This is a genomic window from Streptomyces sp. ISL-99 (assembly GCF_018614005.1).
GTDB classification, from domain to species: domain Bacteria; phylum Actinomycetota; class Actinomycetes; order Streptomycetales; family Streptomycetaceae; genus Streptomyces; species Streptomyces flavidovirens.
This window is the reverse complement of record NZ_JAGGPC010000032.1, coordinates 89,378-110,022: the sequence shown is the minus strand read 5'-3', so window position 1 is coordinate 110,022 and position 20,645 is coordinate 89,378. Positions and strand designations below refer to the sequence as shown.

At 70.7% G+C, this 20,645-nt stretch carries 19 protein-coding genes; 12 read left to right on the top strand and 7 right to left on the bottom strand.

Annotated features, from left to right (window positions below):
• The first annotated feature begins 952 nt into the window (after window positions 1-952).
• The 3 genes from J7E91_RS20510 (at window position 953) to J7E91_RS20500 (ending at window position 3,760) form a co-directional block, all read left to right on the top strand.
• Complete coding sequence (locus tag J7E91_RS20510) at window positions 953-1,678, top strand: hypothetical protein (protein WP_214906863.1); 726 nt, start codon at window positions 953-955, stop codon at window positions 1,676-1,678.
• Between the two features lie 77 nt (window positions 1,679-1,755).
• Window positions 1,756-3,387, top strand: a complete 1,632-nt coding sequence (locus J7E91_RS20505) for a Hint domain-containing protein (RefSeq protein WP_214906861.1) — start codon at window positions 1,756-1,758, stop codon at window positions 3,385-3,387.
• 4 nt (window positions 3,388-3,391) lie between these two features.
• On the top strand, window positions 3,392-3,760 hold the full coding sequence (locus tag J7E91_RS20500; protein WP_214906859.1) for a hypothetical protein: 369 nt from the start codon (window positions 3,392-3,394) through the stop codon (window positions 3,758-3,760).
• Between the two features lie 47 nt (window positions 3,761-3,807).
• Here the strand turns inward: J7E91_RS20500 and J7E91_RS20495 are convergent, their stop codons facing one another.
• A complete protein-coding gene (locus J7E91_RS20495; RefSeq protein WP_214906857.1) occupies window positions 3,808-4,173 on the bottom strand; it encodes a DUF192 domain-containing protein in 366 nt (121 codons plus the stop codon).
• A 94-nt stretch (window positions 4,174-4,267) separates the two neighbouring features.
• Here J7E91_RS20495 and J7E91_RS20490 point away from each other — a divergent pair, with 94 nt between their 5' ends.
• The 3 genes from J7E91_RS20490 to J7E91_RS20480 all read left to right on the top strand — a co-directional run bounded on the left by J7E91_RS20490 (window position 4,268) and on the right by J7E91_RS20480 (window position 7,018).
• Window positions 4,268-5,074, top strand: coding sequence for an A24 family peptidase (locus J7E91_RS20490; protein ID WP_214906855.1), 807 nt, complete (start codon window positions 4,268-4,270; stop codon window positions 5,072-5,074).
• Between the two features lie 167 nt (window positions 5,075-5,241).
• Window positions 5,242-6,360 (top strand): chemotaxis protein, encoded by a 1,119-nt coding sequence (locus J7E91_RS20485; RefSeq protein WP_214906853.1) that lies wholly within the window; start codon window positions 5,242-5,244, stop codon window positions 6,358-6,360.
• A gap of 298 nt (window positions 6,361-6,658) precedes the next feature.
• A complete protein-coding gene (locus tag J7E91_RS20480; protein WP_374224749.1) occupies window positions 6,659-7,018 on the top strand; it encodes a winged helix-turn-helix transcriptional regulator in 360 nt (119 codons plus the stop codon).
• Window positions 7,019-7,294: 276 nt separating this feature from the next.
• On the opposite strand, the gene mgrA is transcribed toward J7E91_RS20480, so the two are convergent.
• Window positions 7,295-8,332 carry an L-glyceraldehyde 3-phosphate reductase gene (mgrA, locus tag J7E91_RS20475; protein WP_214906851.1) on the bottom strand — a complete coding sequence of 346 codons (1,038 nt, stop codon included), beginning with the start codon at window positions 8,330-8,332 and terminating at the stop codon, window positions 7,295-7,297.
• Window positions 8,333-8,501: 169 nt separating this feature from the next.
• On the opposite strand from mgrA, the gene J7E91_RS20470 reads away from it, so the two are divergent.
• From J7E91_RS20470 to J7E91_RS20450, 5 genes are all read left to right on the top strand, one after another.
• On the top strand, window positions 8,502-9,263 hold the full coding sequence (locus tag J7E91_RS20470) for an isoprenyl transferase (RefSeq protein ID WP_214906849.1): 762 nt from the start codon (window positions 8,502-8,504) through the stop codon (window positions 9,261-9,263).
• A 326-nt stretch (window positions 9,264-9,589) separates the two neighbouring features.
• Window positions 9,590-10,912 (top strand): PhoH family protein, encoded by a 1,323-nt coding sequence (locus J7E91_RS20465; protein ID WP_214906847.1) that lies wholly within the window; start codon window positions 9,590-9,592, stop codon window positions 10,910-10,912.
• A 403-nt stretch (window positions 10,913-11,315) separates the two neighbouring features.
• Window positions 11,316-12,050, top strand: a complete 735-nt coding sequence (locus J7E91_RS20460) for a lytic transglycosylase domain-containing protein (protein ID WP_214906845.1) — start codon at window positions 11,316-11,318, stop codon at window positions 12,048-12,050.
• A 129-nt stretch (window positions 12,051-12,179) separates the two neighbouring features.
• Entirely contained in the window at window positions 12,180-13,547 is a 1,368-nt protein-coding gene (locus J7E91_RS20455) for an AI-2E family transporter (protein ID WP_214906843.1), read from the top strand.
• On the top strand, window positions 13,544-14,290 hold the full coding sequence (locus J7E91_RS20450) for a hypothetical protein (protein ID WP_214906841.1): 747 nt from the start codon (window positions 13,544-13,546) through the stop codon (window positions 14,288-14,290). The genes J7E91_RS20455 and J7E91_RS20450 overlap by 4 nt, the downstream gene beginning before the upstream one ends.
• Window positions 14,291-14,344: 54 nt before the next feature.
• Here J7E91_RS20450 and J7E91_RS20445 read toward each other — a convergent pair whose 3' ends face one another.
• Together J7E91_RS20445 and J7E91_RS20440 are read right to left on the bottom strand one after the other, a co-directional pair.
• A complete protein-coding gene (locus tag J7E91_RS20445) occupies window positions 14,345-14,881 on the bottom strand; it encodes an alkyl hydroperoxide reductase (RefSeq protein ID WP_214906839.1) in 537 nt (178 codons plus the stop codon).
• Window positions 14,882-14,884: 3 nt separating this feature from the next.
• Window positions 14,885-15,439, bottom strand: a complete 555-nt coding sequence (locus J7E91_RS20440; RefSeq protein ID WP_028813086.1) for a peroxiredoxin — start codon at window positions 15,437-15,439, stop codon at window positions 14,885-14,887.
• Between the two features lie 132 nt (window positions 15,440-15,571).
• Between J7E91_RS20440 and J7E91_RS20435 the strand changes: the two genes are divergently transcribed.
• Window positions 15,572-16,555, top strand: coding sequence for a hydrogen peroxide-inducible genes activator (locus tag J7E91_RS20435; RefSeq protein ID WP_308376820.1), 984 nt, complete (start codon window positions 15,572-15,574; stop codon window positions 16,553-16,555).
• A 221-nt stretch (window positions 16,556-16,776) separates the two neighbouring features.
• Here the strand turns inward: J7E91_RS20435 and J7E91_RS20430 are convergent, their stop codons facing one another.
• From J7E91_RS20430 to J7E91_RS20420, 3 genes are read right to left on the bottom strand one after another with little or no spacing between them, the layout of a single operon-like run.
• Window positions 16,777-19,176 carry an FtsX-like permease family protein gene (locus J7E91_RS20430; protein ID WP_214906837.1) on the bottom strand — a complete coding sequence of 800 codons (2,400 nt, stop codon included), beginning with the start codon at window positions 19,174-19,176 and terminating at the stop codon, window positions 16,777-16,779.
• The gene (locus tag J7E91_RS20425; RefSeq protein WP_214906835.1) at window positions 19,173-19,859 is read right to left on the bottom strand and encodes an ABC transporter ATP-binding protein; all 687 of its coding nucleotides are present in this window, start codon (window positions 19,857-19,859) and stop codon (window positions 19,173-19,175) included. Before J7E91_RS20425 ends, J7E91_RS20430 begins: the two co-directional genes overlap by 4 nt.
• Window positions 19,856-20,380, bottom strand: coding sequence for a PadR family transcriptional regulator (locus J7E91_RS20420; protein WP_214906833.1), 525 nt, complete (start codon window positions 20,378-20,380; stop codon window positions 19,856-19,858). Before J7E91_RS20420 ends, J7E91_RS20425 begins: the two co-directional genes overlap by 4 nt.
• Between the last annotated feature and the right edge of the window lie 265 nt (window positions 20,381-20,645).

Sequence of the window (20,645 nt, the reverse complement as noted above, 5' to 3'; positions counted from 1 at the left end):
CTCCGCCCGGAACAGGAAGTCCACCGACAGACGCCGGCCGCCCGGCCGTCTGACGTGCGCCTGCGGCTCGGGGCACAGGCCCGCGTCGTGTATGCGCAGGCGGGCTACGGTCTCGGCGGGTGAACCGCTCCTCCGGTCGGCGAGTGCCAGCCGGGCGCGCCCGGTCCGTACGCCCCGCCGAGGGCCGGATTCCAGCGCGTCGCCGATCGCTCCGAGGTGCGTGAACGCGGGGCGTCTGGACTTCGGGTCGCCCCGCAGCGGGCGGATGGACACCGCGGACTCGACGGCGACCAGCGCCTCCTCCCTCGGGCTCGACCGCAGCAGGTCCGCGAGGGTGCGGGTGACCGCGGTGACGCGGATGCCGGAGATGTACGCCGTGGCTCCCGTGGGCAGCGGTGCCCGGTGCACGCGGGACTGTGGGGGCAGGGTGATGGATGTGCTCGTGGGAGGGGGAGCGGGAGTGGAAGTGGGAGTCGTGAACTCCAGCCCTGGCTCCGTGGTGTTCGTCGTCCATGGCAGCTCGATCCCGTGCAGCCACGCCGCCGTCCGGTGGCTTGCGATCAGTCGCGGGTGGGCGAGTTGAACCGCTCGCAGTCTTACCGTCCGGTCGACCGCGAGTCCGGGTACGGCCCAGGTTCCTCGGCGGACCGGAGTCCAGCCGTCCCGTTTGAGCCGGCGGTGGAGGCGGGACGGTGTCCCGCCCAGCTCGGCGGCCTGACGTGTCAGCAGGACACCGCGCTGGCTCTGGGCCAATGCGGTCAGCGAGACCAGTTCCGATTCCCCCGTGGTGCGGCTCATGTCGTCGAGGTTCGCAGGCGGGGCCCGGCCCGCGCGACCCCTGTGGATAACTCACGCCCTGCGACGTCTGGGTCCACAGGCCCACGCACGGGTGGGCGTGTCGTTGTTACCGTGCCTGCGTTCAGTGGCCGCGCACGCAGAGGAGCGATGAGTCGTGAAGAAGACAGCAACGGCGGCCGCAGCGGCGCTGGTTCTGTGCCTCACAGCGGGATGTGGCACGCCTTCGTCCGGCAGTGAGAGGAAGGAGTCCGCCTCGCCCAGGCCGGCCCCGGACGCCGCGAACAAGCACGTCACCAGCACCGGTGAGACCCTCGGCAAAGGTGAGTTGGAGAAAGTCGCCCTGGTGAGCGGCGACGTACCGGGCTTCGCCGTTACGCCCCTGCAGGGCGGCGGTGAAACCGGCAAGGAGCGCTCCGAGCAGCCCGAGTGCCAGGCGCTCGCCGCCGTCATCAACGGTGCCCCCGAGCCCGCCCCGTCCGCCGCCGTCCACCGCACCCTCATGGACGAGTCGGAGGAGGGCAAGGACGACCAGACGGTCGTCACCGAGATCCTGACGTCGTACCCGCAGGGGAGCGCGGTGCAAGTGCTCCAGGGCGTGAAGGACGCGATCGGAGCGTGCGGCCGTGGCTTCAGGACGACCGGCGGCGACGGCCCCTCCACGTACACCGAGGTGAAGGAACTGCCCGCGCCCAAGGCCGGGCAGGAGGCCCTCGCCTACCAGGTCACCGGGTCGTCCGAGGGGACCAGGGTGCCGCTCGTCTTCCAGCTCGTACGGACCGGATCGACGGTCGCCATCTTCTACACCGCGAACTTCATCGACGCGAAAACGCCCGGGATCCCCGCCCGGCTCGCCACGGCCCAGGCCGCGAAGCTGCCCTGACGGCCGAAGGAATTTGAGCCCGGGCGTGGGCCCGTGGGCCCATGCCCGCAAGCGGCGGTTTCCGTACGGTCACGGGCATGGCACTCCACTTCGGCCGGCCCCGCAGGCGTCAACCGCGCACGCAAGCCCGCCTGTTGGGGCTGCGCAAGTCCCAGTCCGGGCAGACGACGCTGGAATACGCGGGCCTCGTGCTGGTCGTGGCCGCCATCATCGCCGCGCTGGTGGCCACCGGGCTCGGACAGGCCATCTCGCAGCAGGTGGGCGCGGCGGTGTGCCGGGTGACCGGGGGCGGCGACTGCGGGACCGGAGGTGGCGGCGACCCGCAGGCGCGGGACGACGGCGGTGACGGGCGGGGTGACGGGCGAGGTGGCGAGCAGCCTGCGTCCGACGGCGACGGCGACGGCGACGGAGACGGCACTCAGTCGGCTGAGCGGATCGCGTACGAGAAGGCCCTCAAAGAGCTCCAGGACGCCAAGAACGCCGAGCAGAGCGACAGCGAGAAGGCGCAGCAGGCCGCAAAGGAACTCGGCAAGATCCTGGCCGAGGAGCTCGGCATCACCGACGCCGTCGACTGCGTCACCAAGGGCAACGCCGGAGCCTGCACGGACACCCTCATCAATGTACTGACCAGCCTGATCGGCGGAGCCGTCGGCAAGCTCGCGGCGAAGTACGGCGCGCCGTGGAAGTGGAAGAAGGCCGCCGAGCTCGTACGGAAGCTGAAGAAGCACGGCGACGACCTGTACGACGGCCTCACCGGCATGGTCAAGAACCGCAAGCGTGTCAAGGACGCCCAGGACAAACTCGACGCCGCCCAGCGCAAGCTCGACGAGAAGAAACCCGGGGAACCCGACAAGCCGGACAACAGGCCCATCACCTGTGCCGGCGCGCACAGCTTCCTCCCCGGCACTCCGGTGCTCCTCGCCGACGGCACCCGCATCCCCATCGAGACCGTACGCGCCGGCGATCGCGTCACCGTGACCGATCCCGTCCGCGGGGTGACGACCACTCGCCCGGTCACGAACACCATCACGACGTACGACGACAAGGAATTCACCCGCCTGACCGTCCGGACCCCCGCCGGGATCCGGTCCGTCACGGCCACCGACACGCACCCCTTCTGGCTGACCGGCAGCGGTGCGAACCGCTGGACGGACGCCGGCGACATCAGGCCCGGCGCGAAGCTACGCGCCCCCGACGGCGCCGCCCTGCCCGTCACGGCGGTGGCACACCACACCCGGCGGCAGACCACCCACGACCTCACCGTCGAGGGAATCCACACCTATTACGTCGGTGTCGGCGGCCAGAACGCCCTGGTCCACAACAACGACTGCGTGGACAAGGAACTCCTCGACGAGATGAAGGAGACGGGCGTCAAGTTCGACCCGGAGAAGGTCATCAGGGCCGAGCGCGACGCCGATGGGAAGATCGTGTTCCTGGAGGAGGGCAACTCGCGGGCGGGGCTCAAGCACATCATCGAAGAGCACGCCGATGATTTCGAGCGGAGCGGAGTCGCCCGGGAGGACATTCCCGACCTGGTGATGCAGGCTGCGACCAAGGGCAAGAAGGTCGGCACGCAGGGAAAGGGAGACGGGCGGCCCATCTACGAGGTCGAGTTCAAGGGGCAGAAGCGGCGGGTGGCGGTGACGGTGGGGAACAACGGGTTCGTTGTCGGCGCCAACCCCAAGAGTGCGGGACAGCGAGACAGGTGACGGTGTGAGCGACGGCGTAGAAGAAGCAGAAGAAGCAGAGGCTGTGCGGCAGGTGCGGCTGGCCGCGGATTATGACTGCCATCCGGTGTGGGTGCGCGGCAGCGACGGCGTCCGCGACAACGTCGCGCCCGGTGAACTGCCCGTCGACCGGCGCCTCGCCGAGGACCTGGAGCGATGGGGCGACACGTACGACGCGACCCTGAACCGCGACGACCCCGTGGCGTCCGGTTTCCCCAGCCCGCAGGACGAGGCGGCGTTCGCCGAGCGCGGCGCGCACCTCGCGCGCGAGCTGGCGCGGCAGCTCGGGGCGGCGTGGCGGGTCACGTATTACGACCCGCGGGTGGCGGAGGACGTGCCGTACGGGCCGACGTAGCCGGCAGCGGCGGTGCTGGGCAGGGTGGGCCGGGAGTGGGGAAACCCTCAGCGCACCCCCACCCGCACCTCCACCCGCACGCCCGGCCGCAGCCCCCACCCCTCCATCCCGCCCGCCTCCGCCTCCAGCAGGTGCCGTGCCCGGAGGCGGGGCAGGCCGAGGCGCTGCGGGGGCATGGTCCGTACGGCGACGACCCTCAGCTCGCGGTCCAGGTATGCCACATCGATCGCGAACCGCATCCCGAACGTGTGCACGCCGCGCGCCGGGCTCAGCAGCATCGCTCCCGCTATCCCGCCCCGGCCCAGCAGCCCCCGCGTGCGCGCCCGCGTGGACGTCGCGATCTCCAGCGGTACGGGCCCGGCGCAGCCGCCTTCCACCGTCAACGTCCCCGCTCCGTCCCGCCATTGCCCCATGACGCGCGACAGTAGCGGGCGTCCTGCGGCTCTGGGCCCTTCGTGGGTCCACGGGCCCATGACCCTCCGCCCCGCCCGGCCTAAGCTCCGTGCCGTGTACGTCACGCTGATCGCGGCCGCCGCCCTCTGGGGCGCCGCCACCGGACTGCTCGTCCCGCGCGCCGCCTACCGGCTCGCCGTCGAGCCGGGGGAGCCGTGGCGCGCGGCCTGCCCCGCCGGGCACCCGTTCACGGGACCGGCGCGCGGCTGGCTCGGCACCGCGCGCTGCTCGTGCTGCGCGGAGGTGGTGGGGGCGGCCGCGTCGGTACGTAACCCGGCCGGCGCACCGGACCGGCCGCCCGCCCGGACGGCGTACGCGCACACCGTCCGCCACGCCCTCGTCACCTCCCTCGCGTGCGCACTGCTCGCCGCCGGGACCGGGGCCAGGCCGGAGCTCGCGGTGTGGCTGGTGCTGGCGCCGTTCGCGGTGCTCCTGACGGTCGTGGACCGCCGGGTGCACCGGCTGCCCGACGTACTGACCCTGCCGCTCGCCGCCGCGACCGCGGCCCTGCTCGGCCTGGCCGCGCTGCTGCCGGGTGACGGCGGGTCGTGGCCGACCGCCCTGCTCGGCGGCGTGGCTCTGGGCGGTGGCTACTTCCTCCTCTTTCTGATCAACCCGAACGGCATGGGCTTCGGCGACGTCAAACTGGCCATTGCCCTCGGGACCGCCCTAGCCTGGTACGGATGGCCGGTGTTCTTCGCCGGGGCGTTCGCCGGGTTCCTGCTCGGGGCGGTGTACGGCGTCGGGCTGGTGATCCTGCGGCGCGCCGGGCGCAAGACCGCGATCCCGTTCGGCCCCTTCATGATCACCGGGGCGCTGGCGGGGCTGTTGCTGGGCGGACTCGCCGCTTCGGCCGTCTGAAGTCGCCTGGGAGCGCGCGCCGACCACGCAATCGTGAGAAGTTGCCCTGAGACGTGTGTAACGCACGCAACGCAGGCAATGCTCGCAATGAACGCACGTACGGGCGGGCGGCACGGGAAGCCGCCTGCCCGCGATCCACAGCCGCAGCCGCAGCCAGGAGTGCCCGAATGACGCAGCCGACCCGCCCCACCCCGGAACTGCTCGCCGAACTGCGCAAGCCCCGCCCGTACCCGGCGGTTTCGGTCACACTGCCCACGCACCGGCACTGGCCGGAGAGCCAGCAGGACCACATCCGCCTGCGCAACCTGCTCACCGAGGCCGAGAAGCGCCTCGCCGACGACCCCGAGGTCACGAAGGCGCAGGCGACCGCGGTGGCCCAGCAGCTGGCCGCCGCCGCCGACACGCTCGACCCGGAGTACTTCGGTGACGGCCTCGTCGTCTACGCCTCGCCGGAGGAGCACCGGAGCTTCCTCGTCGGCGGCTCCGTGCCGGAGCGCATCGTGATCAACACGACGTACCTCACCCGCAACCTGGTCGCGCTGGCCGCGCGGGAGCGGGAGTACCTGGTCCTCGTGCTCAGTACGGGCGAGGTCCGTCTGTGGCGCGGGCGGGGTGATCAGGTGACCGAGGACCGTGACTCGGGATATCCCGTCATCACGTCCGGTGCGGAGCGGGACGGGGCGCCGAGCCGTGACGGCGGCCAGTGGGCCAGCCAGGACTTCCGCAACATGCTCGCGGAGGCGGACCGGAAGCTCACCGCCGTGCTCCAGGGCAATCGGCTGCCGGTCGTCCTCGTCGGGCTGCCGCAGCACATCGCGACGTACCGCGAGATCAGCCACCACGGGCAGGCGCTCGCCGCGGAGGTGGAGGCGGGCGGCCTGCTGAACACCACGCCGGCGGAGATGTCCGCCCAGCTGGCCCCGGCCCGCCGGGCCCTCGCCGAGGCCGATACGGCGCGGGCGATGCGCGGACTCGACGAGGCGCGCAGCGGGAAGCGGTACTCGGCGGGTGCGCAGGACGTGTGGCAGGCGGCGGGTGAGGGCCGGGTCGCGCTGCTCGTCGTCGAGGAGGGTCTGCGGGTGACGGCCCGTCCCGACACGGTCGAGGGTGCGGAACGGGCGACGCTCACTTTGCTGGAGCCCGAGGAGGCGGGGGTGCCGGGCGCGGAGGAGGACATCATCGACTCGCTGGTGGAGACGGTGCTTTCGGCGGACGGCGAGGTCATCTTCGTGCCGGACGAGTCCCTGGCGGACGCGCACGGGATCGCGGCGGCGTTGCGCTACTGAGGGCTCTGGGCCGGCCGCCGGCCGCTGAGCCGCTGCGCGGGGCCCGCTTCCCCCACCCGCCCCTTCCCGCTGTGACACTTCGCGGCTCCGCCGCGTGAGGGGCTCCGTCCCAGACCCCGCCAAATCCAGCCCGTCCGGCGTTTGAGGACACGCCCGAAGGGCGCGGGGGTCTGGGGGCTTGCCCCCAGTTTCGGGAAGGGGCGGGGTGGGGGAAGTGGCCCTGCTGCGCCAACGGCCGCTCCCGTACAGTCGATGAGACTCGATGACAGTCGGTCACAGCGTGTACGGACCAGAGGAGTTGGCAGTGAACAAGGGCACCGGACCTTACGTCTGCGGCCTCGACGCCGCGATGGACGTGGTCGGCGGCAAGTGGAAGGCCCTGATCCTCTGGGCGCTCGACGACGGCGGAACCCTCCGCTTCGGGCAGCTCAAGCGCCAGGTGCCCGGTGTCAGCGAGAAGATGCTGATTCAGCATCTGCGCGAGCTGGAGGCGGACGGCATCGTCCACCGCGAGGTGTACCGGGAGGTCCCGCCGCGCGTCGAGTACTCGCTCACCGAGATGGGGGAGGGGCTCAACGCGGCCCTCGGACCGCTCGGCGCGTGGGCCAGCCAGCACATGGAACAGATCCTGGCCGCCAAGCAGCGCGACGTCGCGTAAGCGGAGCGTCAAGTCCGCTCCCCTCGCCCGATTAGCTCTTCGGGGGGACGGGCGGCAGTCCGCAGAAGCGTATTTTCCCTAGTGCCGACTGGGCTCAGGGCCCCGTACAGCCACGCTCAAAAAAATCACGGATGACTTTCGGCACGGCGTGGGCGCGAGCACCCTTTACGAAGGGTTATGGTGGAAACCCCCCCTCGGGCCGGTCCGTATCCCCCCCCCACGGACCGGCCCGTTTTTTGTGCCGTCACACCCGCGCCGTCAGCCGCGGCAGCCGCGTCAGCCCCGCCCGGCCCAGATGTTCGTGCCCGCCGTGTCGACCGCGAAGGTGTCGATCTCCTTCAGCTCCTCGTCGGACAGGGCCGGCCCGCCCAGCGCCGCGACGTTCTCCTCCAGCTGCTTCACGCTCGACGCGCCGATCAGCGCCGACGTCATGCGCGGGTCCCGCAGCACCCACGAGAGCGCCAGCTGCGCGAGCGACTGGCCGCGCCGCCGCGCGATGTCGTTCAGGCCGTTGAGGCGGCGTACGACCTCGTCCGACAGCAGACCGGGGTCGAGCGACTTGCCCTGCGTGGCGCGCGAGCCCTCCGGGATGCCGTTCAGGTACTTGCCGGTGAGCAGACCCTGCGCAAGCGGCACGAAGGAGATGCAGCCCATGCCGGCCTCCTCCAGGGTGTCGAGCAGGCCGTCGTCCTCGGTCCAGCGGTTGATCATCGAGTACGAGGGCTGGTGGATCAGCGCCGGTACGCCCATGTCCCGCAGCAGCCCGGCCGCCTCCGCGGTCTGCTCCGCGTTGTACGACGACACACCGGCGTACAGCGCCTTGCCCTGCTTCACGGCGGATGCCAGCGCGCCCATCGTCTCTTCGAGCGGGGTCTCCGGGTCGAAGCGGTGGGAGTAGAAGATGTCGACGTAGTCGAGGCCCATACGGGTCAGCGAGGCGTCGAGGGACGACAGCAGGTACTTGCGCGAGCCCCACTCGCCGTACGGTCCGGGGTGCATCAGGTACCCGGCCTTCGTGGAGATGATCAGCTCGTCGCGGTACGGGGCGAAGTCCTGCGCGAAGATCTTCCCGAAGTTCAGCTCGGCGGACCCGGCCGGCGGGCCGTAATTGTTCGCCAGGTCGAAGTGCGTCACACCGAGGTCGAACGCGCGGCGCAGGATCGCACGCTGGGTGTCCAGCGGGCGGTCGTCGCCGAAGTTGTGCCAGAGGCCGAGCGAGACGGCGGGCAGCTTGAGCCCGCTGCGGCCGGTGCGCCGGTACTCCATGGAGTCGTAGCGGTCACCGGCGGCGAGGTACGAAGGGGAATCAGTCACATTCCTCTCCTTATCACGGACTTGTGACAGACCGGGTTGGGCCGCTGAGACGCCTGCGCAGTAGTGTGGCCGCTTCGGGACCCGCACGTGCCCGGCTGGGGGAGCCGCGCGTGCCGGAGTTGGTCCCAGGGACGTACCGAACCCGCACGACGCCATGAGGTGAGACCCAGTGAACCTGCGCGACCTGGTGTACAGGCTCTACGCACGCCGGGTGGAAGGCCGCCTCGATCACGACCAGGTGCCCAAGCACATCGGCGTGATCCTCGACGGCAACCGGCGCTGGGCCAAGGCCTCCGGCGGCACCACCGAGCAGGGCCACAAGGCGGGCGCGAGCAAGATCCAGGAGCTGCTCGGCTGGTGTGCCGAGACCGACGTCGAGGTCGTCACGCTCTGGATGCTCTCCACCGAGAACCTGGACCGCGCGGAGGCGGAGCTGACGCCGCTGCTCGGCATCATCGAGGGCGCGGTCCGCGACCTCGCCGCCGACGGCCGCTGGCGCGTGCACCACGTCGGGACGCTGGACGTACTGCCCGCCCGTACCCAGGCCGTGCTCAAGGAGGCCGAGCAGGCCACGATCGGCAACGACGGGATACTCGTCAACGTCGCCGTGGGCTACGGCGGCCGCCAGGAGATCGCCGACGCCGTCCGCTCGCTCCTCCTTGAGCACGCGCAGAAGGGCACCTCCCTGGAGGAGGTCGCCGAGATCGTCGACGTCGAGCGCATCTCGGAGCACCTCTACACGCGCGGCCAGCCCGACCCGGACCTGGTGATCCGTACGAGCGGCGAGCAGCGGCTCTCGGGCTTCATGCTCTGGCAGAGCGCCCACTCGGAGTACTACTTCTGCGAAGTCTTCTGGCCGGCCTTCCGCAAGGTCGACTTCCTGCGCGCCCTGCGTGACTACGCGGCCCGCCACCGGCGTTACGGGGCCTGACGCGGGCCCGCCCGCCACCTCGCGAGCACCTCACAGGTCCCGGGACGGTTCCCGGCTCACGGCGTGTCATATGCCATGGCATGACGGCGGGTGTTCGAGGGAATACCCCTTCCAGGTCGACGTCCGGTCCACGGACGCCGTATCTCAGTGAGCGGCAAGCCCGCTCGCCCGGGAGGCCCGTTGCACCAGGACGACCACGCGCTGAGTGTGGACGAAGCGGAGGGCCGGAGCTCGGCCCGCGCATCGTGGCCCGAGCCCGGTCCCACCGATCGCGACGCCGTCGCACCCCGACCTCAGGCTCGTCTTCAGAGGGGGTACGTCCTTCCGTGGTGACCAGCACAAAGCGCCGCATGCCCGACAGGCGCACTTACGTTCTCGACACCAGCGTCCTGCTGGCCGACCCGAACGCCATGTCCCGGTTCGACGAGCACGAGGTGGTGCTCCCGATCGTCGTGGTCACGGAGTTGGAGGCCAAGAGGCACCATCCGGAACTCGGCTACTTCGCCCGGCAGGCGCTGCGCCTGCTCGACGACTGCCGGATCCGGTACGGACGCCTCGACGCCCCCATCCCGATGGGCGACCTGGGCGGAACGGTACGTGTCGAGCTCAACCACTCCGATCCCGGCGTGCTTCCGGCCGGCTATCGATTGGGGGACAACGACTCACGGATCCTGGCGGTGGCACGCAGCCTCCAGGCCGAGGGGTACGACGTCACCGTCGTGTCGAAAGACCTGCCGCTGAGGATCAAGGCGTCCTCGGTCGGCCTGCTCGCCGAGGAGTACCGCGCCGAGCTCGCCATCACCGACTCCGGCTGGACCGGGATGGCGGAACTGGCGCTCACCGCCGAGCAGGTGGACCTCCTCTTCACCGAGGAGACGGTGTACGAACCGGCCGCGGCGGACCTTCCCGTACACACGGGCCTGGTGATCCAGTCCGAGCGCGGCAAGGCGCTGGGCCGGGTCACCGCCGAGGGGATGGTCAGGCTCGTACGCGGCGACCGGGAGGCCTTCGGCATCCACGGGCGCAGCGCCGAGCAGCGGATAGCCCTGGACCTGCTCCTCGACCCGGACGTCGGGATCGTCTCGATGGGCGGCCGGGCGGGTACGGGCAAGTCGGCGCTGGCGCTCTGTGCGGGGCTCGAAGCCGTGCTGGAGCGCCGGCAGCACAAGAAGGTGATGGTCTTCCGGCCGCTGTACGCGGTGGGCGGCCAGGAGCTCGGCTATCTGCCGGGCTCCGAGTCCGAGAAGATGAGCCCCTGGGCGCAGGCGGTCTTCGACACGCTGTCGGCCGTGGCGGGCCGCGAGGTGATCGAGGAAGTGCTGGGGCGCGGCATGCTGGAAGTGCTGCCGCTCACGCACATCCGGGGCCGCTCGCTGCACGACGCGTTTGTGATCGTGGACGAGGCGCAGTCGCTGGAACGGAACGTCCTGTTGACCGTTCTGTCCCGGATCGGCGCGAATTCACGCGTGGTGCTGACCCATGATGTCGCCCAGCGCGACAACCTGCGGGTCGGCCGGTACGACGGAGTGGTCGCCGTCGTCGAGAAGTTGAAGGGCCATCCGCTCTTCGCGCATGTCACCCTCACCCGCTCGGAGCGCTCGCAGATCGCCGCGCTGGTGACCGAAATGCTGGAGGACGTGCACCTTTGATCCTGTTGACCCCGTAAGGGGGGAAAGGTAGTTGGCGCCGTCCGGCAGAACCCAGGATCTTAGCCGGGCGGCGTCCTGCTGCGCTCAAGTTTCCGTAAAACTCCTGGTGCAAACGGCGTGTGAGCTTTCCCACGCAACGGAGAATTGCTTCCCGGCGTCCGCTTCCGGCAGAGTCTTGCTTCCGTCAGGCCCCGCATACGGCACACCCGCATCTTCAGGGATGCGACACCAGACAACTCAACAGCCGTCGCCGTATGCCGCCCGAGTCACACGCGGCGCTCCCGCAAAGGAGTTGCCCACCGGGTCCGCGCCTCCCGTGACCTAGCAATAGGGGGAGGCCAGTGCCAGGGGCACGATTGCGTCCGCGAGGTCACCCGAGCGGGCACTGCTGGAAGGAAACCGTGTGAGCCGGATTTCGGTCCGGGGATTCGCCGTGGCTTCGGCTACCGCGGTCACCACTGTCGGCGCCGTTGTGGGCGTCGCCTCGGGCGACACTCAGCCCTCGAACGACAACTTCGAGGTGACCGCAGCCGACACGACGCTCCTCGCAGACATCCCTGCCGGCCAGCAGGCCCAGGTGCAGACCGCGTCCCTGACGCAGCAGGCCGACGCACAGGCCTACGCCGCCGATGTGACCGCGAAGAAGTCCGCGGAGGAATCGGCCCGCCTCCAGGCCGCCAAGGACGCCAAGTCCAAGAAGGAAGCCGCCGAGGCCAAGGCCGAAGCGGAAGCCGAGGCCAAGGCGAAGGCCGAGGCCGAGGCCAAGGAGCGCGAGGAGGAGAAGCAGGCCGCCGCCAGCCGCTCCGCGACGCGTTCCGCGTCCAGCTTCTCGGCCAAGGGCTCGTACACCGTCGCCGAGGTCCAGGCCATGGCGCGGCAGATGGTCCCCGGCGACCAGTTCCAGTGCTTCAGCAACATCGTGAACCACGAGTCCACGTGGAACTACCGGGCGAGCAACCCCTCCTCCGGTGCCTACGGCCTCGTGCAGGCGCTGCCCGGCTCCAAGATGTCGTCCGCGGGCGCCGACTGGCAGACCAACCCGGCCACGCAGATCAAGTGGGGCCTGAACTACATGGACGAGCGCTACGGCAGCCCCTGTGGCGCCTGGTCGTTCTGGCAGGCAAACAACTGGTACTAGTACCAGCACGGTCGCTCAACTTCGCAGAGCCCCTTACCGTCCTACGGTGAGGGGCTCTGCGCGTGTACCGTCGGGGTCCGGTGTCTCCCCGGGGGGAGCGAGCATGCGACGGGGAGAAGAGAGAGCGACATGTCAACGCAGCCACAGCCACAGCCGAAGCCACAGCTGGGATGGCTCGGCCGTACGGGCGCCAAGCTGACCCGGATGGGAGAGCTGTTGAACGAGCGCCGCGCCGCGGCCGAGGCAGAGGCGGAGGCCGCCGACGCCACCGGTCCCGGCGGCGCGGCGCCGTACGACCCGGGAACCGGGGTCGACCACGTCCCCGCGCCACCCGCCTACGCCCCCGCCGTCGCCGCCAGGCCCGACCCTGTCGCCGCCGTCCCGTGGGGGATGCGCGTCGCGGCCGAGGCCGGCTGGCGGCTGCTCGTCCTGGCGGGCACGCTCTGGGTGCTGATGAAGATCATCACCGCCGTACAACTGGTGGTCCTCGCCTTCGTCGCGGCTCTGCTCGTCACCGCGATGCTCCAGCCCACCGTCGCCCGGCTCCGGAGGATCGGACTGCCGCGCGGCCTCGCCACCGCCGTCACCGCGATCCTCGGCTTCGTCATCATGGGGCTCGTCGGCTGGTTCGTGGTGTGGCAGGTCATGGAGAACCTCGACAACCTCTCCGACCGCCTCAAGGACGGCATCGAGGAGCTCAAACGCTGGCTGCTCAACAGCCCGTTCCATGTGACCGAGAAGCAGATCAACGACGTCGCGAAGAACCTCACCGACGCGGTCGGCACCAACACCGAGGAGATCACCTCGGCGGGCCTCCAGGGCGTCACCGTGATGGTCGAGTTCCTCACCGGCATGCTGCTCGCCATGTTCTCCACGCTCTTCCTGCTGTACGACGGGAAGCGCATCTGGCAGTGGACGCTCAAGCTGGTGCCCGCGCAGGCCCGGCCCGGCGTCGCGGGTGCGGGTCCGCGCGCCTGGCGCACGCTCACCGCGTATGTGCGGGGCACGGTGATCGTCGCGCTGATCGACGCGATCTTCATCGGCCTCGGGATCTGGTTCCTCGACGTACCGATGGCCGTGCCGCTCGCCGTCTTCATCTTCCTGTTCGCCTTCATCCCGCTCGTCGGCGCGGTGATGTCGGGCGCGCTGGCGGTCGTCGTCGCTCTGGTCACCCAGGGCGTGTTCAGCGCGCTGATGGTGCTGGTCGTCGTACTGGCCGTACAGCAGATCGAGGGCCATGTGCTGCAGCCGTTCATCCTCGGCCGCGCGGTACGGGTGCACCCGCTGGCGGTCGTCCTCGCGGTGGCGGCGGGCGGCCTGGTCGCCGGTATCGGCGGGGCGGTCGTCGCGGTGCCGTTGGTGGCCGTGACCAATACGGTGGTCGGCTACTTGCGGGCGTACAGCATGGAGGCGGCCATGCACGCGGCGCCGGAGGAGCCGGGTCCGGTGCCGCAGCCTGCGACGCCGCGGGGCGAGACGGCGGCGGTCCAGGAATGATCTCCGAGCCGGAGATGGTGGGGGACTTCGCGGCCTGGCCGGAGCCCGAGACCTCGACGAGCGAGGACCGCCCTCCGGCGCCGCGCGGCCGCAGGCCGTGGTTGTGGGCGGTCGGCGGCGCGGTGGCGGCTTCGGTGGTGTGGGCGGGCGGGCTGTACACCTACGCGCCGTGGGGCGCCGTCGATACGCGCGGATACCGGGTGGGCGAGGGGCTGTGCGACAAGGTCCGGCTGACAGCCCTGTCGCTGAACCTCGGAAAGAAGTCGGAAGATCCCCTGGAAGTGGTGGGTGAGGACAGCGCCCTGGACACCGCCACCTGCGGTTTCGCGTTCGAGCCGACGGGAAAGCCGGCCAAGGGCGAGCCCACAGTGAGTTACGAGGTCCTGCTGGGGGTCGAGTTGCACAAGAAGTCCGACCCCGGGCCGGAGTTCGAGGCGGTCATGAAGCAGCCCCGCTGGGGCGACGTCGTACCGCCCAAGATGGACGCGATCGTGAGTCCCGGCCTCGGGGAGAAGGCGTTCCTGACGGTGCCCGGCGAGGTGGCGGGCATGCGGTTGAAGGTCCTGGACGGCGGCGCGGTGTTCGACCTGCAGGTCATTCCCACCATGGGGTACGGGGACGAGGAACCGCCGCTGGACGAGAACGATTCCGAGCCGGACACGGCGCCGCTCCAAGTCCCCATGATCGAGGACATGCGGGACCTCATGGCCGCGCTCAAGAGCCAGCCGACGCCTCACGTGTGAAGGGCCCCTCGGACGTGATGTCCGCGGGGCCCCTCTCATACGTACTGCTGACGACTACGCGCCGGCCATGACGGCCTCGGAGTCGATCGTCACGCCGACGGCCTGGATCACCGCGGCGATCTTGACCGCCTCCTGGATCGTCTCGCGCTCGACGCCCGCCTTGCGCAGGACCTGCTCGTGCGAGTCGAGGCACTGGCCGCAGCCGTTGATCGCGGAGACCGCGAGCGACCACAGCTCGAAGTCGACCTTCTCGACGCCGGGGTTGCCGATGACGTTCATCCGCAGACCGGCGCGCAGCGTCCCGTACTCCGGGTCGGAGAGCAGGTGGCGCGTGCGGTAGAAGACGTTGTTCATCGCCATGATCGCGGCGGCGGACTTGGCGGCCTGGTACGCCTCGGGCTTGAGGTTGGCCTTCGCCTCCGGCTCCAGCTCACGCAGTACCTTGGGCGAGCGCGAGGCGATCGCGCAGGCCAGGACCGTGCCCCACAGCTGCTGCTGGGGGAGGTCGCTGTTGCCGATGACCGAGCCGAGGTTCAGGCGCAGGTCCTTGGCGTAGTCCGGTATGGCGGACTTCAGCTCGTCGAGGGCCATGGGTCACTCACCGGCCAGCAGCGCGACCGGGTCGAGGGTGTTCTCGCCCTTGGTCCAGTTGCACGGGCACAGCTCGTCGGTCTGGAGCGCGTCGAGGACCCGGAGGACCTCCTTCGGGTTACGGCCCACGGAACCGGCGGTCACCATCGTGAACTGGATCTCGTTGTTCGGGTCGACGATGAAGACGGCGCGCTGCGCGAAGCCGTCCTCGCCCTCGATGCCGAGGTCACGCATGAGCTCGTGCTTCGAGTCGGCCAGCATCGGGAACGGCAGGTCGGTCAGGTCCGGGTGGTCCTTGCGCCAGGCGTGGTGCACGAACTCGGAGTCACCGGAGAAGCCGAGGATCTGCGCGTCGCGGTCGGCGAACTCGTCGTTCAGCTTGCCGAAAGCGGCGATCTCGGTGGGGCAGACGAAGGTGAAGTCCTTGGGCCACGCGAAGACGACACGCCACTTGCCCTCGTAGGACTTGTGGTTGATCTGCTCGAACTCCTTGCCGGTCTCGAGGGAGACACAGGCGGTGAGGTCGTACGTGGGGAACTGGTCACCAACAGTGAGCACGCGCGCTCCTTGCAGAGAGGGAAATCCCGTTTCGGGAGTTTCCTGGGGCTTGGACGGATCCCCACAGTGACACAGGAAGCATTGATAGCAGAAATAGCTAGACTGGCTTGATCCGATCGGAGGTGGTTATCAGTGGCCAGTAGTAATGGAAACGGTGCCGGGGGCGTGGGCGGTGTCCGGGCCAAGCAGCCCAGCCTGGCGCAGCTGCGGGCGTTCGTCGCCGTGGCGGAGTACCTGCACTTCAGGGACGCGGCCGCCGCGATCGGCATGAGCCAGCCGGCGCTGTCGGGGGCGGTCTCGGCGCTGGAGGACGTGCTGGGGGTGCAACTCGTCGAGCGTACGACGCGCAAGGTGCTGCTGTCCCCGGCGGGGGAGCGGCTCGCGGTGCGGGCGAGGGCCGTGCTGGACGCGGTGGGCGAGCTGATGGAGGAGGCGGAGGCGGTACGGGCGCCCTTCACCGGGGTGCTCCGGCTCGGGGTGATCCCGACGGTGGCGCCGTACCTGCTGCCGACGGTGCTCACGCTCGCCCACGAGCGGTATCCGGAACTGGACCTTCAGGTGCACGAGGAGCAGACGTCGTCGCTGCTGGAGGGGCTGGCGGCGGGGCGGCTGGACCTGCTGTTGCTGGCGGTGCCGCTTGGGGTGCCGGGGGTGACCGAACTCCCCCTCTTCGACGAGGACTTCGTGCTCGTGACGCCGCGGGAGCACTGGCTGGGCGGGCGCGAGGACATTCCGCGCGACGCGCTCAAGGAGCTGCATCTGCTGCTGCTCGACGAGGGGCACTGCCTGCGGGACCAGGCGCTCGACATCTGCCGGGAGGCGGGCCGTACGGAGGGGGCGCCCGTCACGACGACGGCGGCGGGTCTGTCGACGCTGGTGCAGCTGGTGGCGGGCGGCCTCGGGGTGACGCTGCTGCCGCGCACGGCGGTGAAGGTGGAGACGGACCGCAACGACCGGCTGGTGACCGGGTACTTCGCCGACCCGGCGCCGTCGCGTCGGGTCGCGCTGGCGATGCGGACGGGGGCGGCGCGGCAGAGCGAGTTCGAGACGTTCGCGCAGGCGCTGAAGGAAGCGATGCGGAGGCTGCCGGTGCGGGTGGTGGCGGGCGCGGGCTGAGCTTGCCGCTGCGGGGGGCTATTTCCCCACCCCGCCCCTTCCCGCTGTGACACTTTGCGGCTCCGCCGCGTGAGGGGCTCCGCCCCAGACCCCGCTCCTCAATCGCCGGAGGGGCTGGATGGTGCAGCAGCGAAATCCAGCCCGTCCGGGGTCTGGGGCTTGCCCCAGTTCGGGAAGGGGCGGGTCGGGGAAAGGCCCCGCCAGGGTTTCCCGGGGCTGCGCTACTCCGTGCGCAGGCCCTCCGGCCGCATCAGGCGCCACAGCGGCGGCAGGCTCAGCAGCGTCACCGCCAGGATCAGCGCCCCGCCCGCCCCGGCGAACGGCAGGAACACCCACCAGTCGCTCACCGACTTCTCGATCAGGCTCAGCACCGCCGCTCCCAGCGCCAGGCCGCCCACGACCGCCAGCGCGAGGCCGAGGATGATCGGTACCGCCGTCTGCCACAGCACGGACCAGCCGAGCGTCGCGCGGCGCGTCCCGAAGGCGACCAGGACCGACAACAGGCGCCTGCGCTCGCGCAGTTGCTCCACCTGCGAGACGAGCATGCTCGCGGCGATCAGCGCCATGGTCCCGGTCGCACCGACCAGCAGCCCGCTCTGGACGCTCGCGTACTGCTTGTTGCGCTCGACCTCTCTGAGGGAGAACACCTGCATGGCGGGATCGATGCGGGCAGCGGTGTTGCGTACGTACTCCACGGCGTCCGGCAGCCCCTCGTCGATCTTGACCTGGGCCCCGGTCGTCGCCGCCGGCAGCGTGGGCACGGCCACGGCACCCGGCGTCGCGAAGATGCCGTCGTGGACGCGGCCCATCGGGTCGGGCTTCGCCACGACCTTGCGCGTCGACTCCGGCAGGGTCCACAGCACGGCCTTCGAGCCGTCGTCCTCCGAGTACGGGTTCAGGTTGACCGCCTTGCCGATCCGGGCCGTCCGGTCCACCCGGTCGTTCTGCTCGGCGTCGTCCGAGTGCACGACGAACGTGTCGCCGTCCTCGCACGAGGCGATACGGGCCAGCTCGCGCAGGGTCGCGCAGTCGCCCACGGTCAGCGTGCTCGTCGGCTGGATCTCGTCCCCGCCGGCCTTCCCCGGCCGGGTCGCGATGGCCTCGACCGTACCGACCACGCTCTTCACGCCCTTGGTCTTCCGGAAGTCAGTGATCATCCGGGTGGCGAGTTCGCCGTTGGCGACCTCCGCGCTGACACTGACCTGCGCCCGCGAAGGGTCCTGGCCGGTCACGTCGATGAAGTCGTCGTCGATCCCGGCGAAGAGCATCTGCAGGGCGATGGCGCCCGCGACGGCGACGGTGATGCCGCTGACCGTACGGGCGGCCGATCCGCTGCTCAACTGGAGGCGGCGGGTGGCAAGTTGCCACGGCACCGGCCCGCCGTTCAGCCGGCCCACCACCGCTTCGACCAGCCACGGCAGCAACAGGACGAGACCGGCGAGTACCAGTACCGCACCGCCCGCGAGGGGGTACGGATCGACTGCCTGCGTCTTCTCGTCGACGGTGCCGGTCATGATCAGCGCCACCATGCCCGCAACGGGCGGCACCAGCCGCCACCACAGACGGCGGCGCCGGGTGCCGTTGCTGCGTACGACACCCAGCGGCTCGATCGCCACCGAGCGCAGCGCCGCGAGCGTGACCGCGACGGCCGCGGCCGGCACGGCGAGCGCGATCAGCGCGGCGAGCGCCGGGACCGGTGTGATGTCGCCGGGGAAGGTGCTGACTCGCCACACCTGTACGCCGCCCAGCACCTGCCGGGCCGCGAGGAAGACGCCGGCGCCGATGACCAGCCCGAGCAGCGAACCGAACAGCGCCTCGCCCGCGGCGATCCGCCGCGTTGTGCGGATGTCCGCGCCGACCAGCCGCAGCGCGGCCAGGCGGCGGTCGCGCCGCTCCCCGCCGAAACGCACGGCCGTGGCGATGAAGATGGCCACCGGCACCAGGAGCACCACGCACATCAGGATGATCACGACGACGAGGACCGGGTTCATGGGCTCGCTCATGAGGCGCTGGCCGAACGCCGTGGTCCTGCGCCCGCCGTTGTCGGCGGTGAGGGTGGAGCTCCCGACGTAGTGGTGGATCTCGCTGGGGGAGAGCAGGCCGGAGTCGGCGATCGTTCCGATGACGCGGTAGTTCAGGCGCTCGGCGAGAAGCTTGCCCTCCGGTGACGCGAGGAGTTCCTTGAGCGCGGGGGAGACGACCATCTCGCCGGGGCCGGGGAGCCTGTCGACGCCGGGCGGCCGTACCGGGTGCGTGCCCTCCGCGCGCAGGATCTTGCCGGCGATGTACTTGTCGCGGAACTCGGTGCTGGCGTCGGCCCACAGCACGGTGGTGTCAGAGGCCTCGGGCCGGGATTCCCGCGAGGTGTCGGCGGGCGTACGGGCTTCTTGGCGGGCCGAACGGCTGTCGAGCACCGAAGGCACGGACGCGGCACAGAGCAGCAGGGCCACGCCGAGGCCGACACCGACGGCGGTGAGGATCGTACGGGCCCAGCTCTCACGCCCGCCGGAGACGGCGAACCTGATGCCCAGGCCGAGGTCGCGTACCCAGGCGGCGAGGCCGGTGGGGGCGGTGGCGGGGGCCGGTGGGGTGCCGGTGCGCCGGTCGAGGAGCTTCGTCATGCGGCGTACTCCGGGCTCCGGGACTTTCCGTCGCGTACGACGATCTCGCGGTCGGAGTACGCGGCGACGCGCGCCTCGTGCGTGACCAGGACGACGGCGGTGTTCGCGGACCGGGCGGCCTCGGTGAGGAGCTGCATCACGCGCTCGCCGTTGAGGGAGTCGAGGGCGCCGGTCGGCTCGTCGGCGAACAGGACGCGGGGCGAGGAGACGAGCGAGCGGGCGACGGCGACGCGCTGGCCCTGGCCGCCGGAGACCTCGCCGGGCCGCTTGCGCCCGAGGTCGTCGACCTCCAGCCGGGCCATCCACTTCAGCGCCTCGCGCTCGGCGTCCCTGCGCTTGGCGCCGTTCAGGCGCAGCGGCAGCGCGACGTTCTCGACGCAGGTCAGCTCGGGGACGAGCTGGCCGAACTGGAAGACGAAGCCGAAGTCGCCGCGGCGCAGGGCGCTGCGCTCGCGGTCCGGCATGGCGGACAGTTCGCGGCCGTCGTACGTGATGGTGCCGGAGTCGGGGGTGACTATCCCGGCCAGGCAGTGCAGCAGGGTCGACTTGCCGGAGCCGGAGGGGCCCATGACGGCGACGACCTCGCCGGGGTCGATGGAGAAGTGCGCGCCGTCGAGTGCGGGGGTGGTGCCGTACGCCTTGTGGAGGCCGTCGGCGACGAGGAGGGAACCGGCGGGAGTCATGCGCGTACCTCCGTGGCGAGCTTGTCGAGGCGTGCGGCGGCGAGTTCCAGCCAGCGCAGGTCGGCTTCCAGGTGGAAGAGGGCGTGGTCGCAGATGAGCTGGTCGGCGAGGTCGCCCCGGCGCTTGCGGTCGGTGAGGACGCGCATCATGCGCAGGTGCTCGGCGCGCTGTACGTCGAGGAGGCCGGCGGCGCTGCGGCCGGTGAGGAGGGCGAGGACGACCTTGGTGTAGAGCGTCGACTGGAGGTACGGCTCGGGCTTCTCCGGCTGGGCGAGCCACTGCTCGACATCGGTGATGCCGGCTTCGGTGATGGCGTAGCGCTTGCGCTCGGGGCCGCCGTCGGACTCCACGCCGTCGACTTCGACGAGCCCGTTCTTGAGCAGCCGGGACATGGTCGAGTAGACCTGGCCGTAGTGCAGGGGCCGGTCGTGGCCGAACTTGTCGTCGAAGGCGCGCTTGAGGTCGTAGCCGTGGCGGGGGCCGGACTCCAGGAGCCCGAGGAGGGTGTGGCCGATTGACATGCGGAGCACTATACACAGTGGGTATACATGCAGTGCATAGTGGCTCGAACGCCTACGGCGGGCCTACCCCCACCCCGCCCCTTCCCGAACCGGGGTTCCGCCCCAGACCCCGCTCCTCAAGCGCCGGAGGCTGAAGTGGTGCGGGGTGAGGCATTGAGCCGGGGGTCGGGCAGCTTGGGTTGCCGGGGTTCGAGGGCTCCGCGGGGTGAAGTCCAGGGCGTCTGGGGTCTGGGGTCTGCCCCGGTTCGGGAAGGGGTGGGGTGAG